The organism is Paenibacillus sp. RC73 (assembly GCF_044908085.1).
Lineage (GTDB): Bacteria > Bacillota > Bacilli > Paenibacillales > Paenibacillaceae > Paenibacillus > Paenibacillus terrae_A.
In genome coordinates this window covers 1-18,479 of record NZ_JBIYCV010000012.1, presented here as the reverse complement: position 1 = coordinate 18,479, position 18,479 = coordinate 1, and the positions used below count along the sequence as shown (strand labels likewise).

Below are 18,479 nucleotides of genomic sequence, written 5' to 3'. Positions count from 1 at the left end.
CCGGCATTAGCCGGACACCCAGCATGCGCTGGGTCGTGAATACAGGAACGTTATACGACAGAATAAAAAGAAAAAAGAGCCAACAGGCTCTCAATCTAAAGATAAATCCAATTCGTTATGTAGATGAAGAGCATCTTTAAAACCTTGCAAATAGATTTCACGCTCTAAAATAGCTTGAACAGCAAGGTCTGCATCATCAAAAAGGAATAGAGTCTTTTGTATATCTTCTGGTAGAAGTTCATGTAACTGCTTGAAGTAAAGATTCCGTTCGGATGAGAACTGATTGTAGCTGGAGTTGTTTATGATAAGCTCGCCATATAAAGATTCAATTCGATTACGAATCAGTGAATCGAGTAAGACTTCTAAAGAAGTATGCATAATTGAACACCATCCAATTAATTTAATTTTGCGAATAAAAGTTTAACTTAATAAATATAATTTTATCATATCAAATAATTAAGTCAATACATGTTGAAGATATTTTTGATAACGAAAATATAATTTCATATAATTAAAGGAAATTCATTTCATGTGTGGAAGGAAAATCGGATGATTAGTTACAAACCTTTTCAAAAATTATTAATCGACAGGGAAATTAAGAAGCAGGATTTACTTAAAATGACGGGGGTTTCGTCTGCTACAATGGCGAAGCTCAATACGAATGAATATGTGTCATTAGAAGTAATTGATAAATTATGCACGGCTTTAGGTTGTCAACCAGGAGATTTATTGGAACACATAGCAGAGCAATGACAGATAGAGCGTGGCTAATCAAAGAAGTGATTCTCTCGTATAAAATAATATTCAAGCTATGCCTCCGACTTAGTTTGGCTCTGCGGGATGAATTTCGGAAAGATATTTTAGCAAACAACTCCTTTAGGGTTCAAGTACAGAAGGGCTATATAATAGTATCAAAAAGGGTGAATATTAATGACTAAACGGCAGTATTACTCTGCACGTACTGGAAAGAATATAGGAGAGAACTTTCCCATTGAAACACTTAGAGAATTGATTTTTAGAACTTATCATTTTTTTTATGAGAAGGAGTATTTTCAAGAGGCATTTGGAAAAATGTGTGTAGATGCAGGATTGATTTCTGGAACGTGTGGAAGTGATATTCAAGGATATTTTTTGAGGAAGCTGCGTAAACATAGCATTTGGCCTATAGATGACTTTTATACGAATTACTCTGATGATGATATTTTTGATGTGATAGAATTACTCTTTGATCTTGTCTCAAAACCTATTGAAGGTACATACCATGATTGGAGCGATTGTGGATGGCATTATAGTGATTTTGATAAAAATTTAGGCCAGGAGGAATTCAGAGTAGAGATTAATGAAATTTTGAGAGATTATAAACAGGGTTATGAGTTGTCAAACGATGGTGAAGTTCTCTTATTAGGAGATAAGGGTTTGAGTTTTCTGTTAGAAGCCAAAATTCCGGAATATGACTTGAGTAATGTTGATAATAGAGTAGAAATTGCTATTTTGAAATTCAGAAGATACCGTGCCAGTTTAAATGAAAGAAAAGATGCAGTGAGAGATTTAACTGATGTTTTAGAATACTTAAGACCACAAATTAAAGAGCATATGTTTTCTAAAGATGAGTCTGAACTTTATAATATTGCAAATAACTTCGCCATCAGACATCATAATGATAAACAAAAGAAAGATTATGATGCGCTTTGGTTGAGTTGGATTTTTTATATCTACCTCTCAACAATACACATGATGGTAAGAACTATAAAAAAGGCTGAGAGTAGCGAAGGAAGAAGATCAATAGAGAGCAAATTCACGAAGTGATTCCGTCGTATAACATAATATTCAAGCAGCGGCTCCTTCGGAGCCTTGGTCTGCGGATGGATTTCTAGAAGGTATTTCAGCAGACACATCCGACTTCGTCGCACGTCATGAATACGGGAACGTTATCTGCAATGACTGTAATTATACCAAGGAGGTTATTCCATGGCAGTACCTAAATATGATGAGTTATTTAATCCTGCACTACAGGCTCTTCATTCTCTTGGAGGTTCTTCGTCAATAGCTGAAATGGAAGAGGAAGTAATTAAAATTTTGAATTTATCTGAAACAGATGTTGCAGATTTGCATAAAGGAAATACAACGAAATTAAGTTATCGTTTGGCATGGGCACGTACATATCTAAAAAGATTTGGTTTACTTGAAAATTCCTCTAGGGGAATATGGTCATTGACACAGCGAGGGCTTACTACAGAAAGTGTTGATAAAAAACAAGTCAAAGATATCGTCCAAAATTCAAATTATCAAGTAAATATAGCAGGATCAGAATTTGAAGAAGAAAATGAGGATGTATCCGAAGAATATGAATGGAAAGATAGATTGCTTGAAATAGTTAAACATATTTCTCCTGATTCATTTGAAAGATTATGTATGAGACTCCTACGAGAATCAGGGTTTACTCATGTCACTGTAACGGGAAAGAGTGGCGATGGTGGAATAGACGGGAAGGGAGTTGTGAAGTTAGGAGGACTTTTATCTTTTCATGTGGTTTTTCAATGTAAAAGATATAAAGATTCAGTTGGTTCAGGAGTAGTAAGGGATTTTAGAGGAGCCATGCAGGGAAGAGCAGATAAAGGCTTAATCATTTCTACGGGAACATTTACTAGGGATGCTCGTCAAGAAGCTCAACGTGATGGGGCTTCCCCAATAGACCTTATAGACGGTGAAATGTTAACTGAAAAGTTGAAAGAATTAAAATTGGGAGTAAGAGTAGAAGAAAAGATAATTGAAGACATTATTATTAAGGAAGACTGGTTTAGTAATTTGTAGGCAGTTCATAGAGGAATGGTCACAGCAGATAACATAATATTCAAGCAGCGGCTCCGTTGGAGCCTTGGTCTGCAAGAAGGATTTCAGGGAAGCATTTCAGCAGACAACCCCTTCGGGGTTCATGAATACAGGAACGTTATAAGATCATAAAATTCGGCTTGGAAGAACAAGGATAGATAAGAGCAGGAAAGAACGGAAGGTAGATCCTATGCGGATCAAGGATTGAAAGTTACGAGTGAAGAGCGGACGAGGAATGCTTCCAATGCGGAAGCAGAGTGGGATTGAAGTTTGGGAGTAGATGCTCCGAAGTCCGCCGATTTAACAACATATAACAATATATTCAGGCATCGGGCATACGCCCTCGGTCCGGCAGAGGGATTTCGGGGAAGCAGAGGCAGCCGGACACACCTGGCATTCGCCAGGCGTCGTAAATACGAGAACGTTAACTGAAATCAACAACAGAAAGAGGAATAAAAATGTCAAACCAAATAACAATAAGGCAACTTTCAAATCATGAAGAAGTATCTTTATTGGATTTTGAATTTTTAAAAAGATATCCATGGTATACCTCGAATGACTACTTCTATAAGTGCTTAGAAGAAAACATAGAAGGCAAGAGAGTAACTTTAATGGCCTACTATGCAGGTACATTGGCTGGTTGTTGCCACTTATTGTTTGCTTCGGATTATCCACATTTTAAAAAAGGTAATATACCAGAGATAAACGACCTAAATGCTTTTCCGGAGTTTAGGAGGAAGGGAATCGCAAGTAGAATGTTTGATGAGCTTGAACGAATAGCATCAAAGAGATCAAGATTAATTGGTTTAGGAGTAGGGCTCTATAAAGATTATGGAAATGCTCAAATTATGTATAACAAACGCGGGTATGTAATGGATGGTAAAGGAATTGTCTATAGGAACATTCAAGTAATACCTGGGGAGCAAGTGACGGTAGATGATGATCTGCTCATGTATCTAATTAAAGAGCTGGATAATGATCTATGAATGTGAATCAAAGAAGTGTCGAAATCAGTTAACAAAGTATTCACGCAGCGGCTTCGCCTTGGTCAGCAGAGGAAATTCAGGATGTGATCGCTGTCTGACAACTTCCTGCGGAAGTTCGTGAATACCTGAACGTTAGGTGAAATACTTGCAAAAAATTAATAATGGAGATGATAGTTATGATCATTGATTTAATAACATCAACGGGAAGACTGGAGTATGAAGTGCTTCCTTTTGTCACTTGCGAAACATATTGTGAATTTAATGATTTTCCTGAATTTCACTATAATTCCGACATAGATCCAATCGTCCATAATATAAAACTAGTTGTTTCTTTGGAAGTAATAAATGATGAATATGAAATAACAGATGAGATAGAAGAACTATTGAAAAAGAAATATTGGGTTGATGAAGATAGGGATCAATTAATAATTGCAAAGATGACAATTACGGAATTCCCAAATACTTGGAGAGAACGTATGGATGTTACTTGGTCTTACTGGCTTGATGTAATTGATGGAGATCACTTGGTAATAGGCTCGAGAGCCGATGAAATATCAGAGAGAGAGCTATATGACAATCCCTTTGATAATGGGAGTTTATATTACATAAAGGATATAGCTGTTCATGATTCTTTTGACAATGATGATATTGAGATAGATTTAATACGTTATACTTTTAGGGATTTCGTTCGAAACGATGTAGGGGTGGTTTTTTATATAGCCCAAACCATTGATCATAATATAGAAAAAAAACTAACTACGAGAAATACAAGGGTAGTAAAAGAAAAAGATATGATAGAAAAACTTGAGGGATGCGGGTTCTCGCGTATTTTTAATTCTACTGTTAAGGATATGATTATGGAGATAGAGGTATATAAACTTCAAGATTTATGATTATTCAGGAAGGCAAGTACTCCACCTAACAACGTATTCACACTGCTGACGTACCGCCCTTTGGTTGACAGATGTAAATCATTGAAGAAAGCTCAGTCAACAAACACCCCAGCCTAAGATAAGAGCTATCTATGGCTGGGGCGTTTCGTGAATACGAGAACGTTATACGAAAGTATCGAAAAACAATAAATCAATTAAATTCGATTAAGCAAAGGAGCAGGTAATGTGAAAAACATTAAAGATTTAGTTTACGAAAGTTCCAAAGAAAAGTTGTTTTTGGAACATCTAGGTGATAGGGATGATACATTTTGGGAAAGTATTAGCTACTTGAAAATGCTTAATGATGAAAAATTAGATAAAGAAGATGATTTATTTTATCACGCTCGGTTTTTTATAACTTCAAGGCTAATAAACCATATAGTGGCCACTTACCAAATGCTAAAGATGGGGTTAGAGGACGAATGTTTAGTTATGCTTCGACAAACTTATGAAACATCATGGCTCTTAAAATATTTTATTGAGAATCCCGATAAAGCGAATTTTTGGATAAAAGCAAATAATAAATTTAGAATTTCTCCACAAGATCGAAGACTTGCCGTAGATAACAACACTACCTCACAACGTATATATAGCCAATTAAGTGAAATTGTTCATTCGAATCATAATTCATTTTGGGGATCATGCATCGGTGGAATGTTCAATTCGTATATAACAGATAAACTGTTTGCACAGCTGATAATATTGATCAAAGATGTTATTGAGTATTTCGAACAAATAACTAATTTATTTGAAACTAGTATTGATAACGAAGAATTAATTGAGCTTCGAGAAGTAATTGAACAAAAATTAGGAATATCAATATATGTTACCAGTTATCTATTAGATCCTCATGGAACAGCTATTAAGCTAATTGAACTTAGTGAAGATGAAGTTTTAAGATATCTTGAAGAAATTATTGAATTTGAATGATGATTCGAAGAAGTCAATTCCTTCGTATAACATCGAATTTAACGAATTGGGCCGGGACAATCCGGCCCCTTGATCCGGAAGAGGCATTTAGGGGAAGTGAATTTACTGGACACATCCCACCGCTTAACTGCCGCAAGCGGCAGCCGGATCTAAGGCACTAGGGCGTTGTGAATACAGGAACGTTATACAACAGAATCAAAATGAAAAAGAGCCAGAAGACTCTCAATCTAAAGATATATGTAATTCGTTATGTAGGTGAAGAGCGTCCTTAAAACCTTGTAAATAGATTTCACGTTCTAAAATAGCTTGAACTGAAAGGTCTGCATCATCATAAAGGAATAGAGTCTTTTGTATATCCTCTGGTAGTAGTTTATGTAACTGCTTGAAGTAAAGATTCCGTTCGGATGAGAACTGGTTGTAGCTGGAGTTGTTTTTGATAAGTTCGCCATATAAAGATTCAATTCGATTACGTATCAGTGAATCGAGTAAGATTTCTAAAGAATTATGCATAATTGAACACCATCCAATTCGTTTAATTTTATGAATAAAAGTTTAACTTATTAAAAATAATTTTATCATATCAAATAAATAAGTCAATATATGTTGAAGATATTTTTGATAAAGAAAATATACTTTCATATAATTAAAGAAAAATTCACTTGATGTGTGAAAGGAATAGTAGATGATTAGTTATAAACCTTTTCAAAAATTATTGATCGACAGGGAGATTAAGAAGCAGGATTTATTGAAAATGACGGGTATTTCGTCTGCTACAATGGCAAAACTCAATACGAACGAATATGTGTCATTAGAAGTGATTGATAAATTATGTGCTGCTTTAGGTTGTCAGCCAGGAGATTTATTGGAACATATAACAGATCAGTGAAGGTTAGAATCAAGAATGAATGTTGGTTAATTGAAGAAGTGATACCATCGTATAACATAATATTCAAGCAGCGGCTCCTCTGGAGCCTGAGTCTGCGGGATGGATTTCAGAGAGAAATTTCAGCAGACAACCCCTTCGGGGTTCATGAATACAACAACGTTATACGACAGAATTAATTTAATAAAGGGAAAGTAAACTTAAATTCCTTTAAATGAACTTCTAGTTTAAGAAAGCTTTAAAGAATATAAAAGAAAAGAATTAATGTGGGGGAACAATATGAGATTTAAAGCGATAATTTATAAAGTTTCAATTAATAGCGACAATATTTTTAGATGAGAAAAGATCCTGCTCAAGTTATTGAGAAAGTATATGCAAAGTTTAACGAACAAAACAATAATTCATACAAAAAAAGAAGGATTACTTATGCGATTCAAAAAAGGGAAAATATTAGAATAGAAGATGAGGAATTAATTTTGTCTCGACTAATTAAGTATGTGGATGAAAAAGAGAGAGCAATGGGATGACAAAAATCATGACATTATTAATGTTGTCGAGGAAAACGATATACTAGAAAAAGCATACTTTATATATGATAAAAGAAGAGAATATATTTTTTTGGAAGAAAGGAGTGCTTTAAATATTGAAGACTTCAAAAAAGCTATTGAATTTATTGTAAATTTTAATAACTTTGAATTTAATATTACTTTAAATGCATTGAAAGATGAAAAAATAAAAGAAAAAATTTCATCCTTAAAGACTATTACATGGGCTCATTTTGAGGTGATCCCAAATAATCCAGGACGTAGAATGTGGAGCATGTTTGAGTCAATTAGTGAAGATATGAACTCAACAAGTAGTACATATGATTTTGAAAACCAAAAAGGGCTTAAGTACTCTGGGGAAATGGAGAGTTTAGTCGATGAAGTTAATGAAGGTCATGGGCGTCAATATGTTATTGCCGGCTATAAAAATTCAGGAGAATATGATGAAGTGAGATCACACGATCATATTAAACGCTATCATAAAAATGTAGAGCCTTCTGAGTCAGGGAGAATTAACGGTTTGTGGAGTATAGTGAAAGAAGTGCTCGATATATGAAAATAACCATAAAAAAATTGATTTTTAAGTACTATTCTGATAATGGATTAATATCAATGCCTCTATTTTTTATAACCATATTAGTGAGTCTGTTTTTGACTTTTTTGTTTGGTCAAAATGAAACAAGTAAAGATATATTTCAAGAGTTCATGAGCATAAATGTATCTACTTCTGCAACGATTTTTGCCGTAATAATTGCTGCTTTTGGTTTTTATGCTGCGATGACAGATATTACATTTTCCAAGTCACTATTGAGGATGGGGCAACTTGAAAACTCACTTTTTCCATTTCTAATAGTTTCAATTTTATGGACTTTAACAATATTTACGTCTTTGGTATTTAAGTTAGCCAATAAAGCCTTTGATAATATGGACTTAATAATATGCTTTTATATAGGAATGACTTTGTTAGCTTTGTCATTATTATTTACAGTAGCTTTGATCTACGATACGTTGAAGTTGACTATATATAGGGCATATTTCTCTGATAAAGGTGTCATTGAAAGTTTAGATAAATTTAGAAGAGAAAGTGTTGAAATCAATGAGAGTACAATGAGGAAAATGAGTATATTTCTGAAATTCTACATTGTGGTTTCAATTGCAATTTTATTATTTTTTGTGTCCGTTATTGAGTGGAGATTTCTAAGCAGTTTTTTGACATTTTTTTTGGGTATGGTTTTTCTAGCTTGGAACTATCTAACGTATAAAAGTATAAGATACATGCAAAAACAAAGTTATTTTATTGGAATGAATGTGATTTCTTCTACTTATAAAGTCTCTCTTTATATATTAAGTTTAGTTATAGCAACCAATCATTTTAATATCTGACATAAAATATTTAAAATCTTAAGGGTTAAAATGAAATGTAACAAAAATTGTGATAGGAATTCAAGAAGAAATTCCGTCGTATAACATAATATTCAAGCAGCGGCTCCTTCGGAGCCTTGGTCTGCGGGAAGGATTTCGGAGAGGGATTTCAGCAGACAACCACGTTGGGGTTCGTGAATACAGGAACGTTAGACGAAATTATTCTTGGGGAGAAACAATAGATGAAAAAGAAGAAAAAACAATTCTTAGATGGGCGTATACACGAAAAAAACTTTTTGGGTGCTGTCATAGATAATGAAAACAATCAAATTCGTGTATATTCCAAAGATATGCTCCAAAAGAGAATCCAAAGAGATTCATTTGGAATAGCAAAATCTTTTGATAAGGTATATTCAAATGAGCTAATTCCCATAAGTGAACTGTTTAGTAAAGCCAACTATATTATCAGCAATAGTTTTTTTAGAGCTAATTATGAGGATGATTCAGTAAAAGTCACTTGTACACAATTAATGATGAATGCTGCCGCTACAATTCAATCATCCGTAGAATTATTAAGATTAGGTTATACTTTACAACCATGTATGTTGCTTCGTTCAGTAATAGAAACTATAAGTACAGTTGCTTATTTCGTAATAGAACCCGATGGACACAAAATTTATCAGGATGGAAAGCTTGATGTTAATAGAACTATAAAATACGGAAAACAGTTGATACCAAACTTAGGGAGTTTACAAGGACTACTAAGTAATCACTTCGTACATATCAGTTCACTACATTCAGAACTTAACGGATTAACAAAACACACAAAGAATAACCAGCCTACAAGAATAAATTTAAATATGATAATGGTATGCACCTGGTGTTTATATGTTACCAGTGAGATTGTATTTTATGATTATTTTTATGAGCATATTTATTGGAATAAGATTGATGAAGGTCAATTTAAATTTGAACAGAGTGAGGAAGATAAAAAATGGATGAGTGAGTTTCTAAAAGAAGAATAACCTCGTCTAGCATAATATTCAAGCGGCGGCTCCTTCGGAGCCTTGGTCTGGGATGGATTTCGGGGAGGAATTTCAGCAGACAACCCCTTCGGGGTTCATGAATACGAGAACGTTAGGCGAAACTCTTGAAAAACTATAAAAATGAGAAGATGGCTGGTATAAAAGCTGTGAGATTTGTTAGATAGATTTTAGAAGACCAAAACGTTATATAAGGAGACAGGTAAATGAAAGAAGAACTTACATATATACAAAGTGGGAAATTCAATTATTTGGATAGAACTAATATCACCAATATGGTTTATTTGTGCTCATGTTCTGCACTTTCATTTCATAAAAGTCTTATTGGTTTATCAGAATTAAGGGCACTTGAATCAGTTAAAGATGTAGAGAGTGCTGGGGGATTAAGAATTAGTAGGGCAGTTTTGACTTACTACTCGGTGTATCATTTATTTATTTCGTTAATGCTATTAGATGAGCGTTTTAACTTAAAAGTTCCCAAAAGGTTATGCTCGAACGGTATTGTAAATCTTGGAGTCAATTTTAATGATTTATCAGATCCCTCCGAATTACCAAATGTATGGAATGAGTTTAAATTACTTGAACAAGACCTTTCAACACTGATAACACATACTGACGTTAAAGAATATTGTGATTGTTTAAGAGAAGAAAGTGAAAAATTGGATGAGGTATTTAGAATACTTTATAACAACTTTATATTTGCTGATGAAAATAAACCAAATGAAAGTATTAAAGGGCTTTATGAAAAGCTTTGTTATGTAAGAGACAGAGCTATATACCGACCTTCTAATGTTATTGATGTAGAGGGTGGATATATTCAAACTTCGAAGTATGTCAGAAAAGAAATAGATGAGTTACCTGATTCGGCATATATATTCGACGTAATCAGGAAAATTTATAGGGAAATATTAATAAAATCCAATATCAAAGGGAGGAGTATGTATAAATCGTTCTATTCCCTGCTTTGGGTTAGTCATGTTTTCGAAACGGTAGAAGAAGTCAAAAAACTCGGTATTACTGATAGCGAAATAGATAAATTGAGATTTATGAAGTCCTTCAATGCAGATGAACTGAGCTTTAGTAGTTATATTTCACAATTGATTGAATTAGTAAACACAAACCGTCTATTTAGTGATTTGGAAGATTTTTGGAATGAATTAATTAGAATGTCCATGGAACATTATGGGACGTCAGAATGGTATTATTAGAACCGCACTCGCTCGAGTTCGTGTTGTTAAAGAGCGTTAGGAGAAATTGTTGAAGGTTTTTATAGAAACGATCAAAAAACAAATAAAAGGCTATTCTCCGCAAGCTAACTGAAATTATCATCGGATTTGCATCAAGGTACTTGTGAATTTTGTCAAAGAAAGAATAAAAAGACTTACGAAGAACTGGTAAATTTATTCGAAGATGCCGTTAGCCTCGCCTAACATAGTATTCAAGCAGCGGCTCCTTTGGAGCCTTGGTCTGCGAGAAGGATTTCAGGGAAGCATTTCAGCAGACAACCCTTCGGGGTTCATGAATACAGGAACGTTATGCGTAATTACTATAGGGCTAGAATGTAGAATAGAATTCGAAGAAGAATAAACAAAGCAGCTTTTATTTTGTCCGATTCCAAGATTTTAAGATTCAATGATAGTTATGGAGGATGTTTATGTGGCCATTAGGACAGTATGATAGATTAGTTTATGAAATCAAACGTCGAGAAGATAATAGTATTCCAGTAACTTTTGGTTTATTAGTGGCAGACTTTAATCAGCAGAGATGTAGAGATTATATCTTGAATTATATTGATAGATTCGACTATAAATCAGATAGATATATTAATTTTTATTTACCAGGATATTTAGAGGAAGACTTCCATGGTAATAATGAAAAAATAACTATAAAAAAGAAAAATTACTATTTCGATAGAGAAATATATCTTGAATTTCTGAATAAATTGGAAGAAGATTTTATGATCGATTATCCATACAATCCAGTGCTTATTTTATTGGAATATGATAGGGGACATTTTAACAAAACCAAACGAATAATAATTGAATTAGATTCGGATGGATCTGATATAAAGAATGCAGGAGAAATGTTTGAAAAGATCTTTGAGATTGCAAAAAAAAGTGTTAGTATTCAGGATTTTTCGAAGTCATTACAGAAGAATTCATTAAAGCAAGGAATACTAGACAGAATTATCGAAGGTATTGACAATAGTTATTTAACTGCAACTTATACTCAAACAAAAGAAGTAAGGAAATATAAATTGAATAAATAGGATTAAAATACAAGGAATCCAATAATGGATTGAGGGTGTACACAATACTGGGAAGTAACTACGCATAACATAATATTCAAGCTGCGGCTTCTTTGGAGCCTGGGTCTGCCAGGTGGATTTCGGAGATGAATTTCAGCAGACAACTCTGACGGGTTCGTGAATACAAGGACGTTATCAGAAATCGATGGAAATAGCGGAGGAAAAGTAATGACAAGAATGAGTCATGCAATTTTTAATAAACAAACAGATAATTTAGTTTGTGCACTTGATGTGGATAGCGAATATTACAAGTATCAAGACAAAAGAGATAAATTTAGTTGCAAATTCTGCGGAGTTCAAGTGCAGTTTACAAGAGGAAAAGATCATAAAGATCCCCATTTCAAAAATTGGCCATTAATAAATCATCTAAGTGAATGTGCCATTCCTAATATTGAGAAGCAAAAAGAGAAATTTGAAAATTACGGGGAGATTGAGCAGTTAGTTTCTACAATATTGCCTAGATCACAAAGGTTAAAGGATGACAAAACAACAATAAATATCAATAGGGTAAATAGAGCAAAAGAATTTGGAGGAAGAAGAAGCAGAAAGTTTATTTATTCTCTAGTAAACTTATTAGATAGTAGAAACTATTTTAATCTCAAGAAGGATTATGAAGAGTTAGAACTACTGATTGAAGATGGAAATATAATAAAGTTAAGGGAATTAATGGGATCACAGGATGAAATTATTCAGAGAATTGATGCTACAAATGGAGAAGGGCTTATTTGTATTTTAAGAGGCAACACTAGAAAAGCTAAGACAATTAAAAACAACATAGTGATCCCATTAACTAGAGGTAATAACCCTGCATATAAGAACACAAAAGATTTTTCCTTATTTATCAGATGGGATTATGTTGAGAAAAACAAAGAGTTTATTGAATCAATAGAGAATGCATTAGTTATTTGTTATGGGGAAGCGAAAACAAATCAATATGGTACTGAGTTAGAGATTTTTTCAATTAAGAGTCAAATTGTAGTGTTAAAAAAATATGATAATTAGATCTGTGTGGGGATAATCAGGGGGTCATCGACATCTGATAACATCATATCCACGCATCAGAGCCTGGCGGCTCCTCGGTCCGCCCGAAGGAGTTAGGCAGGGAAGTTAAATCTGGCGGACACATCCGCACCGACTAACCGCATCGCGGCTGCTCCCGATGGTCGCTTAAGTCGGTGGGATGTCGTGAATACAGTAACGTTATAACGACAGAATCAAAAGAGGTTATTAATCTAAATAATATATAGTTTAGATGAGAGAATTTAGAAATCTTCTTTATCACACAGGTAACAGCTACAAATTATTATATTGGAGATGATGATGTTGGCAAGACAAGCAAGACTCACTTTACAGAATTGTATACTAAAAGGCTACTTTCCAGCAGAACTAGTTCCAGGATTTACAACGAAAATGCTTGGAACTCAAATAAATAGTATTGCTTCAGCCCTTTCAGGAATATCAATAATAGTTAACGGTCACAAAATAAATTGTAGTAAGTGTTGTATACATACAATTCCAAAGATTCAACATCAACGAAGGACCTTAAGTATTCCCAACCCCTTTCATCAAATAAAAGTGTTTGAAACTATAATTCACAATTGGATAACGATAAAAAATGAGATTAAAAAGTCGAAATATTCTCTTACTAAGCCGATGGTAAATAAAGATTTACAAAGAGCAATTAGTCGACAACATAGTTTTAGTGAAATTCCTCAAATAATACCTATCCTATCGTCTAACAGCAGATTTGTATTAAAAACAGATATTTCAAGATACTACCCTACAATCTATACTCATTCGATTCCATGGGCTTGTCATGGAAAGAGTTTTGCTAAGAGGAATAGAGGATCTGCTCATTTTGGAAATGTACTGGACACTAATGTGAGAAATACTCAGGATCAACAAACAATCGGAATACCGATTGGGCCGGATTCTTCTTATGTGATTTCTGAATTAATAGGATCTGTTATGGATCAAGAGATCTATCAAGAACTCGGTGTAACTGGTTTGCGTTATATTGATGATTATTATTTCTTTTTTAATTCATTATCTGAGGCTGAAGAAGCGCTTACTAAAATTCATAAAATAGTAAAAAAATATGAACTAGAAATAAATCCTGAAAAAACAATGATTTATCCATTACCAGAGCCATTGGAGTTTAACTGGATCTCAGAAATTCGTAATTATGAATTTCATAGTAGCATTAAAAGACAGAGAACAGATTTGGTTACATTTTTTTCGAAGGCTTTTGAGTATAGTAAAAAACACCCTAATGAATATGTTCTAAAATATTCATTAGCTAGAATAAAAAATGTACTAGTTCATAAGGATAATTGGGAATTGTTTGAGTCTCTCATTTTAAATTCTATGATTGCTGAACCAAGTGTTATACCTACTGTCATAGAAATTTTATTGGCATATAGAGATAAAGGTTATAATTTGAATTATAAAAAAATCGCTAAGACTATTGATAACAACATTGGTTATCACTCAAAATTTAGTCACGGATATAAAGTTTCATGGAATTTATGGCTGGCAAAATCTTTTAATATTAAAATTAGTAGAGCCGCTGCGAAAGAGCTATCAACAATCGAAGATTCTTTCTCTAGAATTGTAGCACTTGATATGAGGAGTAATGGTTTGATAACTACTGGATTAAATATATCAGAGTGGAATAATTATTTATCACATGATCATCTGTATCAAGAGCATTGGATATTTGCATACGAAGCAATTAAGAAGGGCTTTCTAACAAGTAGATCAAATTATATATCATCAGACAACTTTTTTTCATTACTTGCTTCTAGAAATATAGAGTTTTATGATTCTACACTACAACTAGAACCTGCAAGTCCATCAGAGATGAATTATAGACCTGTATCATCTAGCAATAAGAATAGAGGAGCAAGAACACAGAGAAAAACAAGAATTGTATCTCATAGTGGTGGATTGGGAGAATATTGATATTAAACAAATACCAAAATATGATTTTGGTATTTGTTTAATAAAATGAAGTTATGGATAATGCTTAGATAATTTTTTTATAAGCACATTGTTGGGCGCAGATTAGGTAAACAGATTCGCATTATTATTTAAATCCCAGAATTTTGCAATTCACTAAATAGTTGTAGAGCATCTTTGAAACCTTGTATGTAGATACTTTTTTCTAGGATGGATTGGAGAGAAATTTGGGCATCTTCGTAAAGAAAAACCGTATGTTGAAGTTGATCGGGCAAAGCATCACGAAGTGTTTTAAAATATTGATCTGTCTCCGCAGAAAGCTGAGTGTACTCCTTATGACACTCCAGAAGCTCAGTATAGAGTAATTCTAAACGTACTCATATCAGCGGTTCTGTTAATGATTCTAATGTATTAATCATATATTATTCCTCCTTCCTATAACTTTATAGAGTTAAAACCTCGCTTTTCGTTGATGATTGCTAATATGGAAGATAAGATAGAATTATGGAGGGGAAAAGATGAACGTAATCAAGTGTAATATACGAGAACTCATGGCAGAACATCGAATAGATGATATAACAGAATTGATGGCGAAATCGGGCTTAAGTCGGAACTCAGTCAACAAGTTGTATAGGGAAACGAATATAGAAACAACAAAGCTGGAAACCTTATTCAAGCTATGTGATACATTTAACTGCAAATTATCAGATTTAATTGAGTATGTACCCAAAGAAAACCAATAGTGAAGGTAAATTCGAGAAGCGATTCCGTCGTATAACATAATATTCAAGCAGCGGCTCCTTCGGAGCCTTGGTCTGCTGGATGGATTTCATGAAAGCAGATTCAGCAGACACACCCAGCATTCGCTGGGTGTCATGAATACAGGAACGTTAGGTGAAATCATCGATAAGGAGGATGTAATAAGTATGTCAGATAATACTTTTAATGATAGATTAATTGATTGGTTAAACACTCAAGGTTACCCACTTGAAATGAATGTGGCAGAAGTGTTACAGAAGATGAAATATAATGTGCTTCAATCAGAATACTTTATTGACGAAGAATCAGGAAATCATAGGGAGATAGATATTGTAGCAAGTCTTCATAAGGAAATAGGAAATATATTTATTAGAATTAATTTTATTGTGGAGTGTAAGGTGTCGAAGGAGAAACCTTGGGTTATTTTTACATCAAAGAATACTAGATTAGCTCCTCCTGCAAGAATTGCTCAAAGAGCAGGTTCAAGGGCGGGGAAGATTATTCTGCGAAATATAGCCCATGTAGATGAAATTCAACAGCTTAATCTTTTCAGTTTGCCGGAACGTCCAGGATACGGATTGACGCAGGCTTTTACTAGCGGGAATGACGTTGCATATAACCCATGCGTCTCGGTATCAAAAGCAACTCGATCGATAGCAAAAGAATATGATGCACAGAGAAATGAAAGGTATGTGAATATCAGTTTCCCTGTAATTGTAATTGACGGAAAGCTATTTGAAACTTATTTAAATGTTAACAACGAAATGTGTGTAAGCGAAGTAAATAAAGGTATTTTACTTTGGCGAAATCCAATAGTAGGAATGCCACACACTGTAATTACAGTTTTAACTAAGGATATTTTGGAAGATTACTTCAGTAGTGTTAGAGCAGATGTCATGAAGATTTTTGATTATATCGCTGATAACCCGACAATAACTTCAAGTAATCCTTAAGGAACTCTAAGAAGCCGATGACTCCACCTAACAACGTATTCACGCGGCGGTCCTTCCGTCCCTTGGTCTGCAAGAGGTATTTGGAGGAAGCGGAATCAGCAGACAACCCTGCACTGGCTAAGTCCGTCGGACCCGGCAGCTGGCGCTACCTTAAGCCAGTGAGGGTTCATGAATATAAGAACGTTAGCTGAAATTACCTGAATAAAGTACGAGAGTAAAAAGGAGAAAGAATGATTGATAATTATGAAATTACTCTAAAAACAAATTTTTCTTTTAACCATATTCAATCGGCAGTGCTTTTGGCAAGGAATGCTTTACAAGTAGAAAAGAATCAAAATAACAATGATGATGTAGTGGCTCGAATCCAATACGAGTCTTATGTCACAGGTGCATTATTATGTACAGTTGGCTATTTAGAGGCTACAATAAATGAATTTTTCTCGAACATAAAAGATAAAAATAATAAAAATGGTAAGAGATTAAAGCCAAAAAAGATAGAAATGATTGACTCAATGTGGAAACTGGGTGTGCCAAGAACAGCAAAATACAGCATTTTAGATAAATATCAAATTGCACTTACTTTAGCCGATAAAAAACTATTTGAAAAGGGAAATAGCCCTTATCAAGATGTATATTTATTGATTCAAGTTAGGAATGCGATTACTCACTATGAACCAGAATGGGTTACAACTGAGTCTGAATTCTCTGAGAAAATAACTGAGCAAACGTTAGAAAAGAAGCTGAAAAATAAATTCAAATTGAATCCATTTGCTAATTCGCCAGATCCGTTTTTTCCTGATAAATGTCTGAGCTATGATTTTATTAAGTGGGGTATACATTCCTCCCTTAATCTTACAAAATTATTTTTTGAAGAACTTGAATTGAATTATCCTATATCATGGCTTTTAAAGAATGAAACCTATAATTTAGATCTTGAATAACTCAATGAAGTAGGAAACATCAGCTAACATAATATTCACGCTGCGGACATACGCCCTGGGTCCGGCAGGAGCCGGACACCCAGCACGGGGTCGTGAATACAGGAACGTTAGCTGAAATAACTGAGAGAACAAGGAGTGATATTGAGTGACAGATAAGGAAATCTTTAATGAAGTAATTCAAGAAGGAGGGATGATAAATCCATACTTTGGACAAATATTAGAAAATGGAATTGATTTTGTGCCTTACATAGGAAAATTAGTTCAGACAGTTAAAATTAATCGGCTAATTCGCAGATTCAAAGAGCATGAGAAAAAAAATTGATTTTATATCGGACCTTGCAGCAGATTCTGTATTATCATCCGAATATATCAGTCAAAGGATTTTCCCAATTATCTTTTCGGATTTGTTTGAAGAACATGAAGATGCAAAAATAAATTTAATACTTAATGGCTTTGAAAATATTTTTATTGAACAGAATAGTAATGAATCGGTAATAATTAACTTTTATGATATGTTAAGGAGTTTAAGATACCTGGATCTGAAAAGATTATTTTATTTAGCCGGATTGACTGAAGAAACTATTGCTTTTGTCCAAGGAAGTGACGTACATGGTTTGATACGAAATATAGATAGAAGATTAGAGAACAATGGATTACTAAATATAAAGAAAACATTGAAAGACATTGGTGGAAGTGATTCAGATAAAGATAGAAAAGATGTTGAAATTTCATTGTACGGAAAGAAATTCTTGAAATTTATTCTTGAAGGGGATGGGCTACAGTAATTTCAATGAATTCAGTTAATTCAGCTAACATAATATTCAAGCAGCGGCTCCGAAAGGAGCCTTGGTCTGATAGATGGATCTCAAGTAGGCATTTCAGCAGACAACCCCTTCGGGGTTCATGAATACAGAAACGTTATAGGAAATCAGCGCAAGAAATTAATTGATGAATTAAACTCCCTCGAAATGATTCAGTTTCCTCACTCAGGCTCATGAATTCGCAGGATTTCACCCTTAATTAAGTGTGAGAGGAGAAGGTTCACAG

General features: G+C 33.9%; 22 protein-coding genes and 1 pseudogene. 20 read left to right on the top strand and 3 right to left on the bottom strand.

Annotated elements, in window-relative coordinates; genetic code table 11:
* Positions 1 to 90: 90 nt before the first annotated feature.
* Positions 91 to 378, bottom strand: a complete 288-nt coding sequence (locus ABH897_RS22945; RefSeq protein WP_404592762.1) for a hypothetical protein — start codon at positions 376 to 378, stop codon at positions 91 to 93.
* A 171-nt stretch (positions 379 to 549) separates the two neighbouring features.
* On the opposite strand from ABH897_RS22945, the gene ABH897_RS22940 reads away from it, so the two are divergent.
* The 6 genes from ABH897_RS22940 to ABH897_RS22915 all read left to right on the top strand — a co-directional run bounded on the left by ABH897_RS22940 (position 550) and on the right by ABH897_RS22915 (position 5,677).
* Positions 550 to 753: a helix-turn-helix domain-containing protein gene (locus ABH897_RS22940; RefSeq protein ID WP_404592761.1), complete on the top strand. Its 204-nt coding sequence runs from the start codon at positions 550 to 552 to the stop codon at positions 751 to 753.
* A 177-nt stretch (positions 754 to 930) separates the two neighbouring features.
* Positions 931 to 1,806, top strand: a complete 876-nt coding sequence (locus tag ABH897_RS22935) for a hypothetical protein (RefSeq protein ID WP_404592760.1) — start codon at positions 931 to 933, stop codon at positions 1,804 to 1,806.
* 162 nt (positions 1,807 to 1,968) lie between these two features.
* Complete coding sequence (locus ABH897_RS22930; RefSeq protein ID WP_250270686.1) at positions 1,969 to 2,811, top strand: restriction endonuclease; 843 nt, start codon at positions 1,969 to 1,971, stop codon at positions 2,809 to 2,811.
* 476 nt (positions 2,812 to 3,287) lie between these two features.
* A complete protein-coding gene (locus ABH897_RS22925) occupies positions 3,288 to 3,815 on the top strand; it encodes a GNAT family N-acetyltransferase (RefSeq protein ID WP_404592759.1) in 528 nt (175 codons plus the stop codon).
* 176 nt (positions 3,816 to 3,991) lie between these two features.
* The gene (locus tag ABH897_RS22920) at positions 3,992 to 4,708 is read left to right on the top strand and encodes a hypothetical protein (protein WP_404592758.1); all 717 of its coding nucleotides are present in this window, start codon (positions 3,992 to 3,994) and stop codon (positions 4,706 to 4,708) included.
* Positions 4,709 to 4,933: 225 nt separating this feature from the next.
* Entirely contained in the window at positions 4,934 to 5,677 is a 744-nt protein-coding gene (locus ABH897_RS22915; RefSeq protein WP_404592757.1) for a hypothetical protein, read from the top strand.
* 222 nt (positions 5,678 to 5,899) lie between these two features.
* Here the strand turns inward: ABH897_RS22915 and ABH897_RS22910 are convergent, their stop codons facing one another.
* Entirely contained in the window at positions 5,900 to 6,187 is a 288-nt protein-coding gene (locus tag ABH897_RS22910) for a hypothetical protein (protein ID WP_404592756.1), read from the bottom strand.
* A gap of 172 nt (positions 6,188 to 6,359) precedes the next feature.
* On the opposite strand from ABH897_RS22910, the gene ABH897_RS22905 reads away from it, so the two are divergent.
* The 9 genes from ABH897_RS22905 to ABH897_RS22865 all read left to right on the top strand — a co-directional run bounded on the left by ABH897_RS22905 (position 6,360) and on the right by ABH897_RS22865 (position 14,782).
* Positions 6,360 to 6,563 (top strand): helix-turn-helix domain-containing protein, encoded by a 204-nt coding sequence (locus ABH897_RS22905; RefSeq protein WP_404592755.1) that lies wholly within the window; start codon positions 6,360 to 6,362, stop codon positions 6,561 to 6,563.
* Between the two features lie 332 nt (positions 6,564 to 6,895).
* A complete protein-coding gene (locus ABH897_RS22900) occupies positions 6,896 to 7,087 on the top strand; it encodes a hypothetical protein (RefSeq protein ID WP_404592754.1) in 192 nt (63 codons plus the stop codon).
* Positions 7,062 to 7,661, top strand: a complete 600-nt coding sequence (locus tag ABH897_RS22895) for a DUF4747 family protein (protein WP_404592753.1) — start codon at positions 7,062 to 7,064, stop codon at positions 7,659 to 7,661. The genes ABH897_RS22900 and ABH897_RS22895 overlap by 26 nt, the downstream gene beginning before the upstream one ends.
* Complete coding sequence (locus tag ABH897_RS22890; RefSeq protein ID WP_404592752.1) at positions 7,658 to 8,488, top strand: hypothetical protein; 831 nt, start codon at positions 7,658 to 7,660, stop codon at positions 8,486 to 8,488. Before ABH897_RS22895 ends, ABH897_RS22890 begins: the two co-directional genes overlap by 4 nt.
* A 221-nt stretch (positions 8,489 to 8,709) precedes the next feature.
* Positions 8,710 to 9,492, top strand: a complete 783-nt coding sequence (locus ABH897_RS22885; RefSeq protein WP_404592751.1) for a hypothetical protein — start codon at positions 8,710 to 8,712, stop codon at positions 9,490 to 9,492.
* Positions 9,493 to 9,716: 224 nt separating this feature from the next.
* Positions 9,717 to 10,718: a hypothetical protein gene (locus tag ABH897_RS22880; protein WP_404592750.1), complete on the top strand. Its 1,002-nt coding sequence runs from the start codon at positions 9,717 to 9,719 to the stop codon at positions 10,716 to 10,718.
* A 446-nt stretch (positions 10,719 to 11,164) separates the two neighbouring features.
* A complete protein-coding gene (locus tag ABH897_RS22875) occupies positions 11,165 to 11,779 on the top strand; it encodes a hypothetical protein (protein ID WP_404592749.1) in 615 nt (204 codons plus the stop codon).
* 156 nt (positions 11,780 to 11,935) lie between these two features.
* Positions 11,936 to 12,820 carry a hypothetical protein gene (locus ABH897_RS22870; RefSeq protein ID WP_404592748.1) on the top strand — a complete coding sequence of 295 codons (885 nt, stop codon included), beginning with the start codon at positions 11,936 to 11,938 and terminating at the stop codon, positions 12,818 to 12,820.
* 321 nt (positions 12,821 to 13,141) lie between these two features.
* A complete protein-coding gene (locus ABH897_RS22865) occupies positions 13,142 to 14,782 on the top strand; it encodes an RNA-directed DNA polymerase (RefSeq protein WP_404592747.1) in 1,641 nt (546 codons plus the stop codon).
* Positions 14,783 to 14,910: 128 nt separating this feature from the next.
* On the opposite strand, the pseudogene ABH897_RS22860 reads toward ABH897_RS22865, so the two are convergent.
* A pseudogene (locus ABH897_RS22860) lies at positions 14,911 to 15,198 on the bottom strand (hypothetical protein).
* A gap of 99 nt (positions 15,199 to 15,297) precedes the next feature.
* On the opposite strand from ABH897_RS22860, the gene ABH897_RS22855 reads away from it, so the two are divergent.
* The 5 genes from ABH897_RS22855 (at position 15,298) to ABH897_RS22835 (ending at position 18,217) form a co-directional block, all read left to right on the top strand.
* Entirely contained in the window at positions 15,298 to 15,522 is a 225-nt protein-coding gene (locus ABH897_RS22855; RefSeq protein ID WP_404592746.1) for a helix-turn-helix domain-containing protein, read from the top strand.
* A 132-nt stretch (positions 15,523 to 15,654) separates the two neighbouring features.
* Complete coding sequence (locus ABH897_RS22850; protein WP_404592745.1) at positions 15,655 to 16,491, top strand: hypothetical protein; 837 nt, start codon at positions 15,655 to 15,657, stop codon at positions 16,489 to 16,491.
* A gap of 230 nt (positions 16,492 to 16,721) precedes the next feature.
* Entirely contained in the window at positions 16,722 to 17,432 is a 711-nt protein-coding gene (locus ABH897_RS22845; protein WP_404592744.1) for a hypothetical protein, read from the top strand.
* Between the two features lie 145 nt (positions 17,433 to 17,577).
* On the top strand, positions 17,578 to 17,754 hold the full coding sequence (locus ABH897_RS22840; RefSeq protein ID WP_404592743.1) for a hypothetical protein: 177 nt from the start codon (positions 17,578 to 17,580) through the stop codon (positions 17,752 to 17,754).
* Entirely contained in the window at positions 17,738 to 18,217 is a 480-nt protein-coding gene (locus ABH897_RS22835; RefSeq protein ID WP_404592742.1) for a hypothetical protein, read from the top strand. Before ABH897_RS22840 ends, ABH897_RS22835 begins: the two co-directional genes overlap by 17 nt.
* Positions 18,218 to 18,479: the final 262 nt, after the last annotated feature.

What these genes read in the sequence shown, in the direction of transcription:
- ABH897_RS22945 (WP_404592762.1), bottom strand. Translation starts at nt 378, where the DNA reads ATGCATACTTCTTTAGAAGTCTTACTCGATTCACTGATTCGTAATCGA.
- ABH897_RS22940 (WP_404592761.1), top strand. Translation starts at nt 550, where the DNA reads ATGATTAGTTACAAACCTTTTCAAAAATTATTAATCGACAGGGAAATT.
- ABH897_RS22935 (WP_404592760.1), top strand. Translation starts at nt 931, where the DNA reads ATGACTAAACGGCAGTATTACTCTGCACGTACTGGAAAGAATATAGGA.
- ABH897_RS22930 (WP_250270686.1), top strand. Translation starts at nt 1,969, where the DNA reads ATGGCAGTACCTAAATATGATGAGTTATTTAATCCTGCACTACAGGCT.
- ABH897_RS22925 (WP_404592759.1), top strand. Translation starts at nt 3,288, where the DNA reads ATGTCAAACCAAATAACAATAAGGCAACTTTCAAATCATGAAGAAGTA.
- ABH897_RS22920 (WP_404592758.1), top strand. Translation starts at nt 3,992, where the DNA reads ATGATCATTGATTTAATAACATCAACGGGAAGACTGGAGTATGAAGTG.
- ABH897_RS22910 (WP_404592756.1), bottom strand. Translation starts at nt 6,187, where the DNA reads ATGCATAATTCTTTAGAAATCTTACTCGATTCACTGATACGTAATCGA.
- ABH897_RS22905 (WP_404592755.1), top strand. Translation starts at nt 6,360, where the DNA reads ATGATTAGTTATAAACCTTTTCAAAAATTATTGATCGACAGGGAGATT.
- ABH897_RS22900 (WP_404592754.1), top strand. Translation starts at nt 6,896, where the DNA reads ATGAGAAAAGATCCTGCTCAAGTTATTGAGAAAGTATATGCAAAGTTT.
- ABH897_RS22895 (WP_404592753.1), top strand. Translation starts at nt 7,062, where the DNA reads ATGAAAAAGAGAGAGCAATGGGATGACAAAAATCATGACATTATTAAT.
- ABH897_RS22890 (WP_404592752.1), top strand. Translation starts at nt 7,658, where the DNA reads ATGAAAATAACCATAAAAAAATTGATTTTTAAGTACTATTCTGATAAT.
- ABH897_RS22885 (WP_404592751.1), top strand. Translation starts at nt 8,710, where the DNA reads ATGAAAAAGAAGAAAAAACAATTCTTAGATGGGCGTATACACGAAAAA.
- ABH897_RS22880 (WP_404592750.1), top strand. Translation starts at nt 9,717, where the DNA reads ATGAAAGAAGAACTTACATATATACAAAGTGGGAAATTCAATTATTTG.
- ABH897_RS22875 (WP_404592749.1), top strand. Translation starts at nt 11,165, where the DNA reads ATGTGGCCATTAGGACAGTATGATAGATTAGTTTATGAAATCAAACGT.
- ABH897_RS22855 (WP_404592746.1), top strand. Translation starts at nt 15,298, where the DNA reads ATGAACGTAATCAAGTGTAATATACGAGAACTCATGGCAGAACATCGA.
- ABH897_RS22850 (WP_404592745.1), top strand. Translation starts at nt 15,655, where the DNA reads ATGAATACAGGAACGTTAGGTGAAATCATCGATAAGGAGGATGTAATA.
- ABH897_RS22845 (WP_404592744.1), top strand. Translation starts at nt 16,722, where the DNA reads ATGATTGATAATTATGAAATTACTCTAAAAACAAATTTTTCTTTTAAC.
- ABH897_RS22835 (WP_404592742.1), top strand. Translation starts at nt 17,738, where the DNA reads ATGAGAAAAAAAATTGATTTTATATCGGACCTTGCAGCAGATTCTGTA.